This is a genomic window from Marinomonas sp. NPDC078689 (assembly GCF_044542435.1).
Lineage (GTDB): Bacteria > Pseudomonadota > Gammaproteobacteria > Pseudomonadales > Marinomonadaceae > Marinomonas > Marinomonas arenicola.
Genome location: NZ_JBITUJ010000002.1, coordinates 446,578 through 461,698 on the forward strand (window position 1 = coordinate 446,578; position 15,121 = coordinate 461,698).

The window sequence follows — 15,121 nt, forward strand, 5'->3', positions numbered from 1 at the left end:
ACTTATCAAGGTATTCTCATGTTCAATAAACTCAGTCACTGGTGGGAAGCGCGTCACATCGATCAGCTTGAGATCACGCCAGAGCAATGGGAAGCCGCTGTCGCTAGCTGGCCTGTAATGACACGCTATCAAGGTGAAGAGCGCGACGCTTTACGCCAACTGACCCTGCGCTTTCTTGTCCATAAAACCATTTCTCCTGGCGGCGGAGCAGTGCTAACCAATGACATGTGCTTGCGCCTTGCGACCATGGCATGCGTGCCCATCTTGCATCTAGGGCTGCACTGGTACGACCATTGGAGCACGATCATCCTCTATCAAGGGGACTTTATTCCAAATCGCCCTTATCAAAGTGACGATGGCGTCGTTCATAGTCAGGCCCCTGGTTTGAGTGGCGAAGCTTGGCTCCGTGGGCCTTTAATACTGTCATGGGAATCGATTTGTGAGACTGGCGCCCATGCCAGACACGGCCATGCAAGCAACGTCGTGATTCATGAGTTTGCCCATAAACTGGACATGCTACGCGATGGCGCCAATGGGGCTCCACCGATGCACCCAGACATGCGACCAGGTGAATGGCATCACACCTTTAGCGCCGCTTGGGATCGTTTATCCAGCGACTGGGAACATCATCGCCCACTGCCTCTTGATGAATATGCGCTGACCAATCCTGCTGAATTTTTTGCGGTGTGCAGTGAAACCTTTTTCGAAGCGCCTCACAAAATGAAAAAACACATGCCTGAGGTGTATCGCCTGCTGTGTCAGTTTTATCGACAAGACCCTAACGCGAATAACGCAGCCCAATAGACAGAGTCCGTAAGCGGTTTGGTATTGAGTTATCTAGGGCGATGGTGTTCGTAGGGGAAAAAGCCAGCGATATGATGTCACTGGCCTGATACGGGTTAGGCTTGAGTCGCTCTCAACATCCAAGCGGTTTTTTCATGGGTTCGCATACGATCAGAGACCAAAGAAGCTGAAGATTCATCGCCCGCTTCTTGAGCCACTTTTAACACCTTGCGAGCGGTTCTGATGACTTGTTCGTGGCCTTTGGTTAATAGTTTAACCATCTGCGCAGAGCTAGGAACACCCTCTACTTCTTCAATAGAAGTCAGTTTGGCAAATTCTTTATAGGTAGCAGGCGCGGGCACATCAAGAGTACGAATACGCTCTGCAATGTCATCTACCGCGGTTGCCAACTCTTGATATTGCTCTTCAAACATTAGGTGAAGTTCGCGGAACTGAAGGCCGGTCACGTTCCAATGGAAATTATGAGTTTGTAAATACAAGGTATAGGAATCGGCTAAAAGACGCTTTAATCCCTCTGAAATTTCAGATCGATTTTCTTTATTAATACCAATATTAATGTCTGTCATGTTATTACCTCATTATTAACATCGTGATACGGCATTGATTAAACGCGCTAACAAAACCCAATCAGCCGTTTTTAGAAACAGCGTATTCCACGATAAAATTCATTCGTTAACATGAAGCCTGAACCCTTCTCTCTCTTTTGATTCATTGGCGATTACAAGGCCAAAACCCTGCTCTATTTTCGCTCGGTCTGTGGGTAAAAACCAAACACAATTTAAACCGCCCTAAGGCTTCATTCTCAATACAACACAGTTAATCCGTGTGGCATAACTATATTATTACAGGAAAGAAGAGGTCTTCGAAATGGGTTAACTTGTAGCAAATGAGGAGATAACAGCAAGAAAGCTGACAGCATGACTTAAGACAATTTCCAAGCATGAATAATACATCATGCTATTAAGGAGCGGTGCCAGCCCGAAAACCCTTCCAACTGGCAGCGACTTATTTTACGTTGAGTATTGGCGGTTAAAAAAGCCAATATTCTTTAACATGCCATGAGCGTCATTTAACGTTTTATCTTTTCTAATGCGGTAAATAACATACGTTTATCGGACTCACTTATGTAGTGGTTGTCCAAGGTGTCTTTAAATTCTGGCCAATCATTCTGAGTAATTTTATGACCTGATGCCAAATAAGTGGATAAGTTTTTATTCAGCTCATTATTTAATTGAATTAGGGCTGGTCGAATAACGGTTGTTAAATCTCGAGGTTTAGAGTCTGTCGGCTTGCTCAGCAAGTCGGCACGGTAGCGATATTGAATCGCTTTGGCGACACTAATTTGAGCGGCGGTAAAATTTTCTATACTGACTTTATTAAGCTGATATTTTTGGGCCGATTCGCCCGCCTTGCTAATCACAACCGCTTCACGAGGTAAGTCTTCAATGGCTTTATGATGTTGAGCCTTGTACAAAGCAACATCTTCCATGTAACTCAATCTTTCGTTAACGGTTTGAAAAAGGCTAAGTGAGGTAGGCGTGGCCGCAAAACACGAAAACGATGCCATTGACATACACACCAGAAGAGACTTTTTTAACATAACAAACATCCTATTTTTATTGGTTTAAATAACGCCATCAGACTTAAAGAACAAGACCTTAACAAAAAACGTGTCCTTGTTAACGAGTGCTCAAAAAACACAGTAAAAATCTCATAATGGCGGCCTCAAAACAACCAAAGCCATCTCAAAAAACGGGGCGAACCGAACACTCCGAACGGTCTGGAAAAGACTCCGCCAGTCATAGCCTCAAAAAACATTCGCTGCTAGCACTTATACAATTGGTGCATTACCGCTAGAATGAGCACAATTTGATACCATTCCTATTTATTAAGAAGGCAAACAAGCTACTCGCATGAAAATACTTATTAATCTAATCCGTAACCTGCTAGGCGCTATCATCGCAACCATTGATCTTGTCACCCGAGGATCAAAAGTAAAGCGTACGCCAGAAAAGCAACAAGCCGTCAATATGGCTGCAAAAGACCTAACGCTTTACCAATTCTTCGCCTGCCCTTTCTGCATCAAAACTCGCCGCGCAATATACAAGCTGAACCTGCCAATTGAAAAGCGCAGCGCATCTGAAGGGTCTCCACATCGCAAGGCGTTACTAGAAGGCGGTGGTCGAGTCAAAGTGCCTTGTTTGCGCATTGAGCAAGATGGCAAAGTAGAATGGATGTACGAATCTTCAGATATCATTCGCTATCTAGAGAAACGCTTCGCCTAACCTTAGAGTAAAGGGCGAAACGTAAAAGACACTGGGCAATGCCCAAATAAAAATGGCCGCTGTAGACAGCGGCCATTTTTTATCTGTATTTCCGAAGAGACAAGGCGCTAGCCGATTAATTCTTGTAACGCCGACATAGCCGCTTCAGCTTTGTCTTTCTGGACAAAAATATGGTCATGATAATACGCAGCAACAACATTTGCGCTGATGCCTTTCTCGGTAAGTTTTGCAGCAATGGCGGCGGTTAAACCAACGGCTTCTAAGCTTGAATGAACCGTTAACGTAATTTGTTTGTAGACACCATCGCAATCAAAACCCGCTTGCTTAGCCGACGCCAACGGTAGGATCAGCGTTAGCCCTTCTGCTTCGCGAAATGTCGCCACTGGCAACAAATCTTTATAATCAAAGTCAGCGTCTTTGCTTGTACAAAATACAAATTCTTCTGCTTGTAGCTTAGGTGACATGCTGCTTAACAGCTCATTAAGGTCCATCATACCGGACATAAAAAAACTCCTTAAAGGGGAAAGGATTGTAAATTCTAGACTTTAACACAACCCACGTTTGATGGCAGACCCCAAATCATGCCGCTCTCCTTTAAACCCCATAAACAAAGGGTCAACAACAGCGCTTACATTGACTTACCAAGGGTGCCTTTTTGATTCTCAATATCATGTCTTATTTTGCAAGAATCAGGCAACGATAAGAGGCGTTTTACGTTATACTGCGCGCTACTCTCCTTATGACAATCTGTCCGAGCCTCTATGCCATTTTCAAAACTAGGGTTATCCAGCCCTCTTGTAAAAGCCACCAAAGCACTGGGTTACCGCACCCCTACCGAAATTCAGCGACAAGCCATTCCGGTTATCCTTGCTGGTAAAGATCTAGTCGCAACCTCGCAAACCGGTACCGGTAAAACGGCGGCGTTTGTTCTACCGATTCTAGAAAAGCTGAATAAAGAACGCACCCTACGCGGCAAACGCGTACACGCACTTATCCTGACACCAACACGTGAATTATCCGTGCAGGTAGAAGCCAATATTGCTCTGTACAGCAAAAACTTAAAGCTCACGTCTATGGCCGTTTACGGTGGTGTGGATATAGAGCCACAAAAGCAACGCCTAATTGAAGGTGTTGATATTCTGGTCGCGACGCCTGGCCGATTGCTTGATTTAGCGCATCAACGTGCGATTCACTTTGATGAGCTTGAAGTATTAGTGTTGGACGAAGCCGATCGAATGATCGACATGGGCTTCTCAGACGATTTGTATAAAATATTAGATCGCCTACCTCAGCACCGTCAAAATCTCTTTTTCTCAGCAACCATAACAGACAGTGTACGCTCACTTTCTTACGATTTTGCTGACAGCAAGGTCAGTGAAGCCGCAACAGAAATCAAAATTTCACCGCGTACCAAAACAGCACCAACCATCAAACAGTGGTTAATCACGGTTGATAAAGACACTAAATCAGCATTGCTTAGCCATTTGATCAAGGAACACCAATGGGATCAGGCGCTGATTTTCATTGAGAAAAAACACGGTGCTGCCAAGCTTGTTGCTCAACTTGCCAAGCGCGGCATAGTAGCAGACTCGATTCATGGTGATAGAAGCCAAGCCATGCGTGAAAAGATTCTGGCTGATTTCAAATCCGGTAAATTAAAATACTTAGTCGCAACCGGCGTTGCCGCACGCGGTATCGACATTGGCGACCTAAGCCGTGTTGTTAACTACGATTTGCCATTCAAGCCAGAAGAATACGTTCACCGTATTGGTCGAACTGGCCGTGCTGGTGCAGACGGTGAAGCCATTTCTTTTGTTGCTATGGGTGACTTTAAAAACCTATGCGCGATTGAAAGCCGTTTGAAACATGTTATCGAACGTGAAGAAATCGATGAATTCCCGGTTCGAAAAACAGTACCCGTTTCTGTGTTGAATTTTGTTCGTAAGAGCAAAGCGCCAGAGCGAAAAGGCCCATCGAAACCAAGAACAGGCACAAAACCTAAACATCCGATTAAGTCAAAAAGCGACGCGCCACAAAAAAACGCAGAGCGCAGTCATAAGAGTAAGTAACTCAGCCGCAAACACTGGCAGACAGATTTCGTAAAGATCGTTTCTCGGAGTAGAATGTAAAGAGGCCTCATGGCCTCTTTTTTATTGCGTATCGACGGCTGGCTAGGATGGAGTTTATGCAAATAGCGGAATCATTGATTGATTGGGTTTATGTCCATTGGGTTACCAATGTACTGATCTTACACATCAGCTTATCTTTGCTCACTTCGCTGCATGTCTTACTGTTTAAAGAAAATGATCGCACTTCATTGGCTTGGATTGGTTTAGTCATCTTTTCCCCCTTTATCGGCAGTATGTTCTATTGGCTCTTTGGTATAAACCGCATTAAGCGACTGGCTCAAAAAGAGCACCCTCAGACACTCAAAGAGGACTTTCGTAACCAAGCTTCCGCCCTTGATTTTCACTCTTTGCCTGACACTTGGCACTCCTCCATTACGGCAGGGTACGCCATTCACCCAGTTAGTTTTGTCGCACACAACGCCATTACACCGCTTATTAATGGCGATACCGCTTACCCGGAAATGATCCGCTCCATTAAGAATGCCCAGCACTATGTGGTGCTCTCAAGCTATATTTTTGACTACGATTCATTAGGTCGACAATTTGTTAAGGCGCTGGCCGAAGCCCACCAAAGAGGCGTTACTGTCAACGTTCTATTGGACGGCATTGGGGTCGGCTACAGTTGGCGTAAATCGGATCGGGCCTTGAAAAAAAGAGGGGTAAACACCGCCCGTTTTCTACCCGCTGTTTCTCTAACGGGCATTCGTTTTATTAATCTAAGAAACCACCGAAAAATACTCTGTGTGGACGGCGAAGTTGCCTATATTGGCGGCATGAATGTCAGTAAAAACAATCTGGTAAAGGCCTCAAAACACCCCATTGATGACGTTCATTTTAAAGTAACGGGTCCTGTCATCGACCAAATAAGCAAAGTCTTTGTGGAAGATTGGTTCTTTGCCACAGGTAAGCGCATCCAATTCCCTTTGTTTGATCTGCATAAACCTCGGCCAGAAAAAAGCCACCCTATCGTGGCTCGCGTAGTACAAGACGGACCAGATGAATACCATAATAGAATACGCTGGACACTGATTAACGCCTTAGTTTGCGCGCAAAAAAGCGTCAAAATCATCACCCCCTATTTTATCCCAGATCAAACCCTGATGACGTCGCTTCACGCTGCCGCTTTACGTGGTGTGGCGGTCGATATTATCGTTCCTGCCCACAGTAACATCCCTTTTGTAGACTGGGTCATGGAGGCCAACTTTTCGCGAATACTCGAACACGGCATTCGCATCTACAAAAACAAACGCCCCTTTGATCACAGCAAAATTGTCATCATCGATGATGTTTGGTCTTTTATCGGCTCCACCAATTGGGACGCAAGAAGCTTAGAGTTTAACTTCGAGATTAATTTAGAATGCTTTGACAGCTCCCTCAATGCACAATTAACCCAGCTGTTTAATGAAAAGCAAAAAAATGCAGAGCTGGTTATAGAAGAAGAAATGAGCCAATTGCCTATTTACAAAAAAATCCGCAATAACTTGTTTCGTTTGTTTTCCCCCTATTTATAAAATCATGTAGGACAGGACAGAACAGAGTAGCAACAAACCGCTAGCGTATTTATTTGAGGTTTTATTCCATGATTACACATCGTTATCACACAGTTGAATCACTTACCTTAATGGGAAATGCGCCTGAGCAAACACTGGGACCGAACATCGAACTGCTGCTTTGGAATGTGTTTAAATGCAAGAAAAAAGGCTGGCAAAAAGATTTTTCCAGCCTGATTCACAACAAAGATTTGGTGCTTTTACAGGAAGCGGTTTTAAACTCCCCATTCGATAACCTGTTTCATAAATCATCTCAGCATCAATGGATTATGGCGAGCAGCTTTCGGAACGTAAAAACCAACATAGAAACTGGGGTAAAAACAGGCTCCTCTGTTACCGCCAAATCTCAGTATTTTTCTGCATCTGACCATGGAGAGCCACTCACGCAAACCAAAAAAATGCTGTTGGCCATCGAATACCCACTGACTCAGCGTGAATCGGCTCACAATGAATCATCCCTCTTGGTGGTCAATGCGCACCTGATCAATTTTGTTTCCATCGAAAAATTCAGAGCCCATCTCGAACAAATATCACACACGCTACAAGACCATAAAGGGCCCATTATATTGGCTGGGGATTTTAATACTTGGAACAAAAAAAGGCTGTCGGACTTTAATAAGCTCGCCGCCGCTTTTGCATTGGGAAAAGTAGACATGATTCGTCAACCTAGGTTGAATCACCTGTTCAGGCATCTCGATCATGTCTACTGCCGAGGCCTAGACGTAACTCATGTGCAGGTCCACACCGACATTCATTCATCCGACCACTACCCCATCAGTCTGTCACTGCACCTGCCTAACTAGCAGACGCTAAAACACACGACTGAAGGGGCAATTGCTCAGGGCCATAACGCCATGATAAGAGCACTTTTATCTCAGAGCACTCAATGCTCCCATACGATATGATTGACCTCCAGCGGCGTGGATATACCTTCTCGACACGGTATGATTCGCAACGTGTAATTCGTTAAGGCGCGCGACGCAGGCACGGTTAAACGATACAAATGAGTGCCTTTGCTGTCATCCGGTAGGCATTCACACACCATTGTCTGTCGTAGCGCTTCCTTGCCGTCCACACCGTCGGCATAGAGTTCAACACTCACGTCCTGTGGCGCTAAACCATTAAGCAAGACGCTGGCAGAAAAGAAGTACTGCTGATTTTCTTGTCTAGCCATCACCCCGTCAATGCGCAACCCAGCCCACTGCTGATCAAGCGTTTGCTGCCAATCTGCGATTTGTTTGGCGAGTGCGCCATTGTCGGCAGCACGCTCACGAAAAGCCTTCGCAGCCGGAAGATAACGCAGCTCTGTGTATTCACGAACCACTCGATTAGTCGAAAAATGAGGCGTTAAATGCGCCATGCTTTCACGCATTCGTGTTGTCCATTCGATCGGGATGCCTTGTTCATCCCGTTGGTAAAACTCAGGAATCACTTCCTGTTCGAGCAGGTCATAAAGCGCCTCGGCTTCAATCGCATCCCAATCAGGATCATCACAGTGCTCTTTACCATCCCCCAGTGCCCAGCCAATATCAGGGCGATACGCTTCAGCCCACCAGCCATCCAGCTCAGAGAGATTAATGGCCCCGTTCACCAACACCTTCATTCCACTGGTGCCACTCGCTTCCCAGGGCCGCTGCGGGGTGTTTAACCACACATCAACACCCGCCACCAGATGACCACTTAGCAACATATCGTAATCGCTCAGAAAGATGACGTGTTGGCGCACCTGTGGCTGGCGAATAAAGTCTATCCACTGCTTAATCAATGCCTGACCAGCCTGATCCGCAGGGTGTGCTTTCCCCGCCATAACAAGCTGCACAGGCCGCTCTGGGTTGGTTAATATGCGCAGTAAGCGAGCGGGGTCATGCAGCAATAGATTCGGTCGTTTATAGGTCGCAAAACGTCGAGCAAAACCAAGCGTCAGTACTTTAGGGTCAAACAAATGCTGCGCTTCTTCCATGTCCGCTTGAGGCGTTCCCGACGCCGCCATCTGACGCACTAGATGCTCGCGCACGTAACTGACAAACGTCTGGCTTGCCGTCGTTCTAAAACGCCACAACTCAGCATTCGACACGGCTCGAATAGATTGACCTAGCTCGTCTGTAGCGCCAAGCCAACGGTCCTTGCCACAGGCTTTCGTCCACAGTTCATCAGCGCTCGCCGAGTCCCAACTTGGGGTGTGCACACCATTGGTAATATGCCCTATGGGAATCTCGTTCAAGGGCCAACGAGGGAACAAGGAGGCAAACAGTCGCCTGCTCACGTCACCATGCAACGCACTCACGCCATTGACGGCACCACTGCCACGAATGGCCAAATACGCCATATTGAAGTCAGCGCTAGAATGGTTCGCATCCACCTGCCCTAACGCCAATAAATCAGGGGTTGAAATGCCTAACTCAAGGTTGGCGTAGTCGCCGAGCCACTGCTCAATCAAAGCGGGCGCGAAATGGTCAAAGCCCGCGGCGACCGCAGTGTGAGTGGTAAAAACATTGCCTGCTCGCGTGGCGGCCAAAGCCACCGCAAAAGACTGCCCACTCTTTTTCATAAAGCAACGCGCACGTTCTAAGATGGCAAAAGCGGCATGCCCTTCATTTAAATGACAAACCTCCGGCTCTATTCCCAATGCATTCAACAAGCGCCAACCGCCAATGCCCAACACCAACTCTTGCATCAAACGCAGATCCGCACTGCCACCATAAAGCTCACTAGTGATTGCACGAAACGGGGCATAATTTGCGGTGTCGTTGCTGTCTAGTAAATAGAGCTTTGTTCTACCAACCTGAACTTGCCAAGCACGTAACCAAATAGGATGACCCGGTAGATCCAGCTTTATGCGTAACCATTCTCCATTCGCATGACGCAAAGGAGAGACTGGTAATTGCCCTGGATCGTTATAGGGATACACGGCTTGTTGTAGACCATTTTGATCGATTATCTGACGGAAATACCCTTGCTGATAAAGCAACCCCACGCCGATGACAGGCACCCCCAAATCATTAGCGGCTTTTAGCTGATCTCCAGCAACATTGCCCAGGCCACCTGAATAAATAGGCAGCGCGTCACTCAACATAAACTCCATACTGAAGTAAGCCACCGCATTAAGCGCCGATTTAGGGTGGTTTTGTTGAAACCAAGCTGGCGTTTGTTCCGCCTCACGTTTCTTTTTCACCAGCTTATCAAGCTGCGCTCGATACCCCGGATCGGCCAACAATGTACGAATTTTCTCCCGCGATACGGTTTGCAATAACCCCCAGGGATTGTGTGTGAGTGCCCATAATTCAGGGTCAAGCTGTCGCCATATGTCGTCGGTGGCGTGATTCCATGAGCAACGTAAATCGAGTGCTAACTCGGCTAACTGATCAAACCCTTCCAATTCGGTTGGAAAAAGAGCGGTCAGTGGTGAGCTACAAGGTGTTTGTGTGTCCATATCGCTTCCTGCTTGAATCTATTGGGGCATTGTTTAGCGCAATGTCATCGAGGGATGGGCCGAATTTGACGCTTACTTGCTAACCAAGTGAGGGCATCATTAACCGGCCAACCAGCCTAAAACTACCAGCTGGATAAATCATTGGAAAGGCATTATGAAGGGAACATTGACTTGCATTACATCGACAAAGGTAAAGTGCTACAAGGGGGATGATAAATCATGAAAAATGCGGAAACTGTGCCAAAGTGGCGATAAAAAAAGGGGAAACGAGCGTTCACCCTCTTTCGAGCAGCATACAGATCCTATGCCAATATTGTGCGCTTAGTTAAAGACAGCAGCGTCTCAATACAACAGCGTCTCAGCCCAAAAGCCCACCACCATAAAGGTGGCTCAACTGGCGCTTAAAACACCTTAAGCAGCTCGGCGTTGGTTGGGTATTCTTTTAGCAAGGTAACGAGTTTTTGCGTGCCATCAAGCGGTTTTAGGTTGGTAAAAGCACGGCGCAGCGTTCTGACTTGTTCAAGGTCGTTAGGGTCAATTAATAATTCTTCGCGTCGGGTGCCGCTTTTGGCGATGTCCAACGCGGGGAAAATTCGATGACTTGCCACTTCTCGCGACAGCACAACTTCCATGTTACCGGTGCCTTTGAACTCTTCAAAAATCACCTGATCCATACGACTACCAGTGTCCACCAGTACTGTCGCGAGAATCGTCAATGAGCCGCCATTTTCTATCTTTCTGGCCGCACCAAATAACTTACGAGGAATCTCTAATGCCCGCGCATCGACCCCACCCGACATGGTGCGACCACTGCTTCGTTGCCCTGCATTATGCACACGAGACAAGCGCGTCAAAGAGTCGATAACAATCATCACGTCCTGACCTTCACCAGCTTGCGCGCACGCCATGTCCAATAAATCGTCAGCGATACGGACATGCTGAGCATGGCTGTTGTCTGACGAAGAGGCGTGCACTTCAGCTGACACGCTGCGTTTGAAATCAGTTACCTCTTCTGGACGCTCATCAATCAGCAAGGCGTAAAGCTTGATCTGTGGATACGCTGTGCTCACCGCCTGACAAATGTGCTTCAACAAGGTGGTTTTCCCAGATCCCGGAGGGGCAACAATCAAGCCTCGCTGTCCCATGCCAATCGGTGAGATCAAGTCCATAGCACGAACCGACAATTCAGCAGAGCCAGATTCCAGACGAATGCAGGGAGAAGGATGAACCGCTACGCCATTAAGAAAGCGTTTTTGCGGATCATTCGGATACAGATCCTCAAGGCTTTCTTCTACTGGGTTAAGGTCTTTGGCTCGCTTGCCCTTCAAACTTAATATTTTTCTGGTCATAATTGGATTAATTGCTCTGAATAATAAAATAGTAAGTCTGACTTTTGTCGTCTATTAATCGCTTAAATAGACAAAAAAGACTGAACCTCTTGATGCGTTAAATAGCGCCAATGCCCCACTTCTACATCCAAGTAAACGGCGCCAATTTGCTCGCGATGCAATGCCACTACGCGATTGCCCATCGCTGCAAACATACGTTTTACCTGATGAAACTTACCTTCTGTTAAGGTCAGCAATACTTCTGTAGGGGTGATGACTTGTAACGTCGCAGGCAAGGTAAGCTGCGACTCTCCTTGAAGCATAATGCCATGTTCAAATTGCTCAGAAATTTCCTTCGCTCGCTCACCAGATAAGGCTTGCGATAAACAAACTCGATACACTTTATGGCACGCTTTACTGGGTCGCGTAATATCAAACGACCAGCGTCCATCGTCGGTGATAAGCACTAAGCCGGTCGTATCCGCATCCAAGCGCCCTGCTATGTGTAACTCGGAGCACTTATCAATCTCTAAACCATTAAACAAAGAAGGGTAAGCTTCATCAATGTTCGAGCAAATCGTGCCGGCGGGTTTATGCATCAGCAAATAACGAAACGGCCGTGGCTGTAGTCTAACACCCTTTAAGAGAATCTGATTATTCTCATGCACTTGCTGGGCTTCTTTTGTTACGACCACGCCATTGACGCTCACCTCACCCTGATGAATGCTGTGCAACACATCGTGCTTACTAAGCTCGGTACTTTTAGCAATAAACTTATCAAGGCGCATAAGACTCAGACCAATACTTGTCGCGTGCTCGCAATGTACTCATGCACTTGCTCTTCAATTTCAGGCGCGACCATTTCTTTGGGTCGGCAACTATTAGGGCAAGCCAGATTCGGCGTAGTACCGAACAATCGGCAAATCAAAGGTCGCTCATCGTATACTTCACAGCCATTTGGCCCTAAGTGTACACAGGAAAAATTTTCTAAGGCGGCGTCATGCTCTGCGTCTGTTTTCACTGGCAGGCGTGACATTTCTTCTGACGAGGTGGTCACAGGGCCGCAACAATCATGACAGCCTGGAGTGCATTCAAAAGAGGGAATATTACTGCGTAAACGCGCGATGATGTCTCGATTAGTATTCATTTACTGTCGCCTTTTGTAGGGCTCATTCACACTCTTATTTGACATTTTTTACTGACATTTTTTACAGCCAGTTAGAGATGTCGTTTCGGTGCATTAAACCAATTCTTAGCTAAGCCTACCATGAGTCTGCCTCTAGGTAGACATGCGCTGTTATTTCACTAAGCGAATACCGGAATATTGCCATTGAAAGTGCGGATGGAAGAAGTTTCGATAGGTCGCTCTTGAATGCCCTTCAGTCGTGGCCACAGAGCCACCTCGTAAGACCATTTGATTGACCATAAACTTGCCATTGTATTCACCCACGGCGCCATCGCTGATGCTAAATTTCGGATAAGGATGATAAGCGGAAGCCGTCCACTCCCAGCGCTGTCCCCAAGAAAATCGTGATGACGCGACCTCCCATTCAAATTCCGTGGCCAATCGCATTTTTTTCCAGCAAGCAAACGCACTCGCTTCATAATAGGAAACATGGGATAGCAGCGCATCTCTATCCAACGGTTTTAACCCTGCTAAGGTGTAATAATGCCATTGGCCTTCTATTTTGGTCCAATACAAGGGGCTGTTGATTTGATGCTTACAACGCCATGCCCAACCTTCATCAAACCAATAGCTAAAGGTGTCGTATCCCCCAGCTTCAATAAACTCAATGTATTCACCATTGGTCACTAAAGAGGCTGAAATCTCAAAATCTTGCACATACACCTTATGCCGTCCTTGCTCATTATCAAAGCAAAAATCGTCACCAGCATAGCCGACTTCGTAAACCCCTTCTTGGATCGCTATCCAGGACTCACTTGCCGCTTGGCTGTCGTTATGACCGGCCACCAGATTGCTGTCTTTTTGGTATACCGGGTACATAGGGTTTAATGACAAGGTGTATTTTAAATCGGTCAACAACAACTCTTGATGTTGCTGTTCATGGTGAATGCCCAGTTTGACCAACTCTTTTACTTCTTCTGGTGCCTCGCCCTTGAGCAAACCTTGAATATGCTCATCCACGTAATGGCGATATTGGTACACTTGATCCACCGTGGGGCGCGTCATTAATCCACGCTGAGCACGTACCGCCCGTTCTCCCACACTGTGGTAATAACTATTAAATAGAAAGCCAAAATGCGCATCAAACACCACATAATCCGCCATATATTTGGTCAGGATCATTTCTTCAAAGAACCACGTTGTATGCGCTAAATGCCATTTTGGAGGGCTCGTAAAATCCGCCGCTTGTGGAATATAGTCTTCAGTGTTCAACGGTGCGCAAAGAGATTCAGTCCGCTCTCGTGTGGTTTGATAGTGGGCTAATAACATGGTCTATACCTTGGAGATTATGGGTCGCTTCAGTGAGGAGATGCCTGAGGCATTCAGCGCCTAAAATAAAAGGCGCCTATTATGCCTAACATTCAAATTAAGAGCGACCTTAGCCAGATCCAGTATTGACCCATTGACTGGCCAGAAAGTCTCTCTTACAGGCAAGAAAAATGAGACTAAACGGACGCTTTTAGCGGACCATCGAGCTCAATAATTTGTTTTACAATATCGCCCATGGTGGCAGCGACTATGTCTGCTTGACGATATAATGGGTGGTAAATCGCTGGTGTACGTGCAATATACGCCGCCTTCATGCCCACCGACAAAGCGCCGTGGGTGTCCCAATCATGAGTCGCCACCAAACGCAAAGACGACAGTGGTTGATCTAACTGCTCAGCAGCAAACTGGTAAGCTTGTGGATCAGGTTTAAAGCGGCCGGTACTTTCAACAGAAATAACCTCATCAAAGCATTCTGATAATCCCGCATTGTTGATCTGCATAGCAATTAAATCACGCGATGAGTTTGAAAAGGCCACGGTGCGAAAACCGGCGTCTTGTAATTGACGCAAGGCAGGTTGAATGTCTTCGTGAGCCGGCAGATTAGCAAAGCCCGTTAGAATCTCGTCGCGCATCTGGACGGATAAGGTAATGCCTTTGCGGGTCGCAATGCTGTCCAACATAACACGAGCCAAGGAGGCAAAGTCGGTCTTAACATCGGTAACAACACAGACGGTTGACGAATGCAGCAGCATTGAAAACCATGTTGCCATCACACTGTCATCGCCAAAAGCCGCCACAAATTTAGGCTTTAACGCCGTTAGGTTGAGCACAGTTTCATTGATATCGAACAATATTGTCTTTTGTTTCATAGCAGTGTCTCGTTTTTCATTGTAATAAAAACAGCCAATTCAGAATGTAACACCACCTTAACGTGGATGGCTTAGCCGTCCGTTTAAAGTACGAAACATACCATTTATCAAGACTGAATATGTGCTAACACAGTGCTAAAAAACGTCAAACATTGCCACAATACTCATCTCTAGGAGCCTATTAGCGAATTTCTATAAAAAAAAGCCCCTTTTCAAAAAGGGGCTCTGGAAACCTTATTTCCTAAACGATTTTCAACTCTGAAAGAGAAGC

Annotated in this window: 14 protein-coding genes; 5 read left to right on the forward strand and 9 right to left on the reverse strand. The window is 46.4% G+C overall.

What is annotated here, in order from left to right; genetic code table 11:
• Positions 1-18 precede the first annotated feature (18 nt).
• On the forward strand, positions 19-804 hold the full coding sequence (locus ACIGBN_RS05190; protein WP_396664022.1) for a zinc-dependent peptidase: 786 nt from the start codon (positions 19-21) through the stop codon (positions 802-804).
• A 95-nt stretch (positions 805-899) separates the two neighbouring features.
• Here ACIGBN_RS05190 and ACIGBN_RS05195 read toward each other — a convergent pair whose 3' ends face one another.
• Positions 900-1,370, reverse strand: coding sequence for a Dps family protein (locus ACIGBN_RS05195; protein WP_133002947.1), 471 nt, complete (start codon positions 1,368-1,370; stop codon positions 900-902).
• A gap of 503 nt (positions 1,371-1,873) precedes the next feature.
• Positions 1,874-2,404: a chorismate mutase gene (locus ACIGBN_RS05200; RefSeq protein ID WP_396664023.1), complete on the reverse strand. Its 531-nt coding sequence runs from the start codon at positions 2,402-2,404 to the stop codon at positions 1,874-1,876.
• A 313-nt stretch (positions 2,405-2,717) separates the two neighbouring features.
• Here ACIGBN_RS05200 and ACIGBN_RS05205 point away from each other — a divergent pair, with 313 nt between their 5' ends.
• Positions 2,718-3,089: a glutathione S-transferase N-terminal domain-containing protein gene (locus tag ACIGBN_RS05205; protein ID WP_133002945.1), complete on the forward strand. Its 372-nt coding sequence runs from the start codon at positions 2,718-2,720 to the stop codon at positions 3,087-3,089.
• Positions 3,090-3,196: 107 nt separating this feature from the next.
• On the opposite strand, the gene ACIGBN_RS05210 is transcribed toward ACIGBN_RS05205, so the two are convergent.
• Positions 3,197-3,592: an ACT domain-containing protein gene (locus ACIGBN_RS05210; RefSeq protein ID WP_396664024.1), complete on the reverse strand. Its 396-nt coding sequence runs from the start codon at positions 3,590-3,592 to the stop codon at positions 3,197-3,199.
• 258 nt (positions 3,593-3,850) lie between these two features.
• On the opposite strand from ACIGBN_RS05210, the gene ACIGBN_RS05215 reads away from it, so the two are divergent.
• From ACIGBN_RS05215 to ACIGBN_RS05225, 3 genes are all read left to right on the forward strand, one after another.
• Positions 3,851-5,158: a DEAD/DEAH box helicase gene (locus ACIGBN_RS05215; protein WP_396664025.1), complete on the forward strand. Its 1,308-nt coding sequence runs from the start codon at positions 3,851-3,853 to the stop codon at positions 5,156-5,158.
• A 116-nt stretch (positions 5,159-5,274) separates the two neighbouring features.
• Positions 5,275-6,729, forward strand: a complete 1,455-nt coding sequence (gene cls / locus ACIGBN_RS05220; protein WP_396664026.1) for a cardiolipin synthase — start codon at positions 5,275-5,277, stop codon at positions 6,727-6,729.
• Between the two features lie 68 nt (positions 6,730-6,797).
• On the forward strand, positions 6,798-7,571 hold the full coding sequence (locus ACIGBN_RS05225; protein WP_133002941.1) for an endonuclease/exonuclease/phosphatase family protein: 774 nt from the start codon (positions 6,798-6,800) through the stop codon (positions 7,569-7,571).
• A gap of 80 nt (positions 7,572-7,651) precedes the next feature.
• Here ACIGBN_RS05225 and glgP read toward each other — a convergent pair whose 3' ends face one another.
• The 6 genes from glgP to ACIGBN_RS05255 all read right to left on the reverse strand — a co-directional run bounded on the left by glgP (position 7,652) and on the right by ACIGBN_RS05255 (position 14,850).
• Complete coding sequence (glgP, locus tag ACIGBN_RS05230; RefSeq protein WP_396664028.1) at positions 7,652-10,198, reverse strand: alpha-glucan family phosphorylase; 2,547 nt, start codon at positions 10,196-10,198, stop codon at positions 7,652-7,654.
• A gap of 401 nt (positions 10,199-10,599) precedes the next feature.
• On the reverse strand, positions 10,600-11,547 hold the full coding sequence (gene rho, locus ACIGBN_RS05235) for a transcription termination factor Rho (protein ID WP_396664030.1): 948 nt from the start codon (positions 11,545-11,547) through the stop codon (positions 10,600-10,602).
• 62 nt (positions 11,548-11,609) lie between these two features.
• Positions 11,610-12,314, reverse strand: a complete 705-nt coding sequence (locus ACIGBN_RS05240) for a pseudouridine synthase (protein ID WP_396664032.1) — start codon at positions 12,312-12,314, stop codon at positions 11,610-11,612.
• 5 nt (positions 12,315-12,319) lie between these two features.
• A complete protein-coding gene (locus tag ACIGBN_RS05245) occupies positions 12,320-12,673 on the reverse strand; it encodes a YkgJ family cysteine cluster protein (RefSeq protein WP_133002937.1) in 354 nt (117 codons plus the stop codon).
• A 150-nt stretch (positions 12,674-12,823) separates the two neighbouring features.
• Positions 12,824-13,981 (reverse strand): ergothioneine biosynthesis protein EgtB, encoded by a 1,158-nt coding sequence (gene egtB, locus ACIGBN_RS05250; RefSeq protein ID WP_396664034.1) that lies wholly within the window; start codon positions 13,979-13,981, stop codon positions 12,824-12,826.
• Between the two features lie 176 nt (positions 13,982-14,157).
• Complete coding sequence (locus ACIGBN_RS05255) at positions 14,158-14,850, reverse strand: haloacid dehalogenase type II (RefSeq protein WP_396664036.1); 693 nt, start codon at positions 14,848-14,850, stop codon at positions 14,158-14,160.
• Between the last annotated feature and the right edge of the window lie 271 nt (positions 14,851-15,121).

What these genes read in the sequence shown, in the direction of transcription:
- ACIGBN_RS05200 (WP_396664023.1), bottom strand. Translation starts at nt 2,404, where the DNA reads ATGTTAAAAAAGTCTCTTCTGGTGTGTATGTCAATGGCATCGTTTTCG.
- ACIGBN_RS05195 (WP_133002947.1), bottom strand. Translation starts at nt 1,370, where the DNA reads ATGACAGACATTAATATTGGTATTAATAAAGAAAATCGATCTGAAATT.
- rho (WP_396664030.1), bottom strand. Translation starts at nt 11,547, where the DNA reads ATGACCAGAAAAATATTAAGTTTGAAGGGCAAGCGAGCCAAAGACCTT.
- glgP (WP_396664028.1), bottom strand. Translation starts at nt 10,198, where the DNA reads ATGGACACACAAACACCTTGTAGCTCACCACTGACCGCTCTTTTTCCA.
- ACIGBN_RS05205 (WP_133002945.1), top strand. Translation starts at nt 2,718, where the DNA reads ATGAAAATACTTATTAATCTAATCCGTAACCTGCTAGGCGCTATCATC.
- egtB (WP_396664034.1), bottom strand. Translation starts at nt 13,981, where the DNA reads ATGTTATTAGCCCACTATCAAACCACACGAGAGCGGACTGAATCTCTT.
- ACIGBN_RS05210 (WP_396664024.1), bottom strand. Translation starts at nt 3,592, where the DNA reads ATGTCCGGTATGATGGACCTTAATGAGCTGTTAAGCAGCATGTCACCT.
- ACIGBN_RS05255 (WP_396664036.1), bottom strand. Translation starts at nt 14,850, where the DNA reads ATGAAACAAAAGACAATATTGTTCGATATCAATGAAACTGTGCTCAAC.
- ACIGBN_RS05225 (WP_133002941.1), top strand. Translation starts at nt 6,798, where the DNA reads ATGATTACACATCGTTATCACACAGTTGAATCACTTACCTTAATGGGA.
- ACIGBN_RS05215 (WP_396664025.1), top strand. Translation starts at nt 3,851, where the DNA reads ATGCCATTTTCAAAACTAGGGTTATCCAGCCCTCTTGTAAAAGCCACC.
- ACIGBN_RS05240 (WP_396664032.1), bottom strand. Translation starts at nt 12,314, where the DNA reads ATGCGCCTTGATAAGTTTATTGCTAAAAGTACCGAGCTTAGTAAGCAC.
- ACIGBN_RS05190 (WP_396664022.1), top strand. Translation starts at nt 19, where the DNA reads ATGTTCAATAAACTCAGTCACTGGTGGGAAGCGCGTCACATCGATCAG.
- ACIGBN_RS05245 (WP_133002937.1), bottom strand. Translation starts at nt 12,673, where the DNA reads ATGAATACTAATCGAGACATCATCGCGCGTTTACGCAGTAATATTCCC.
- cls (WP_396664026.1), top strand. Translation starts at nt 5,275, where the DNA reads ATGCAAATAGCGGAATCATTGATTGATTGGGTTTATGTCCATTGGGTT.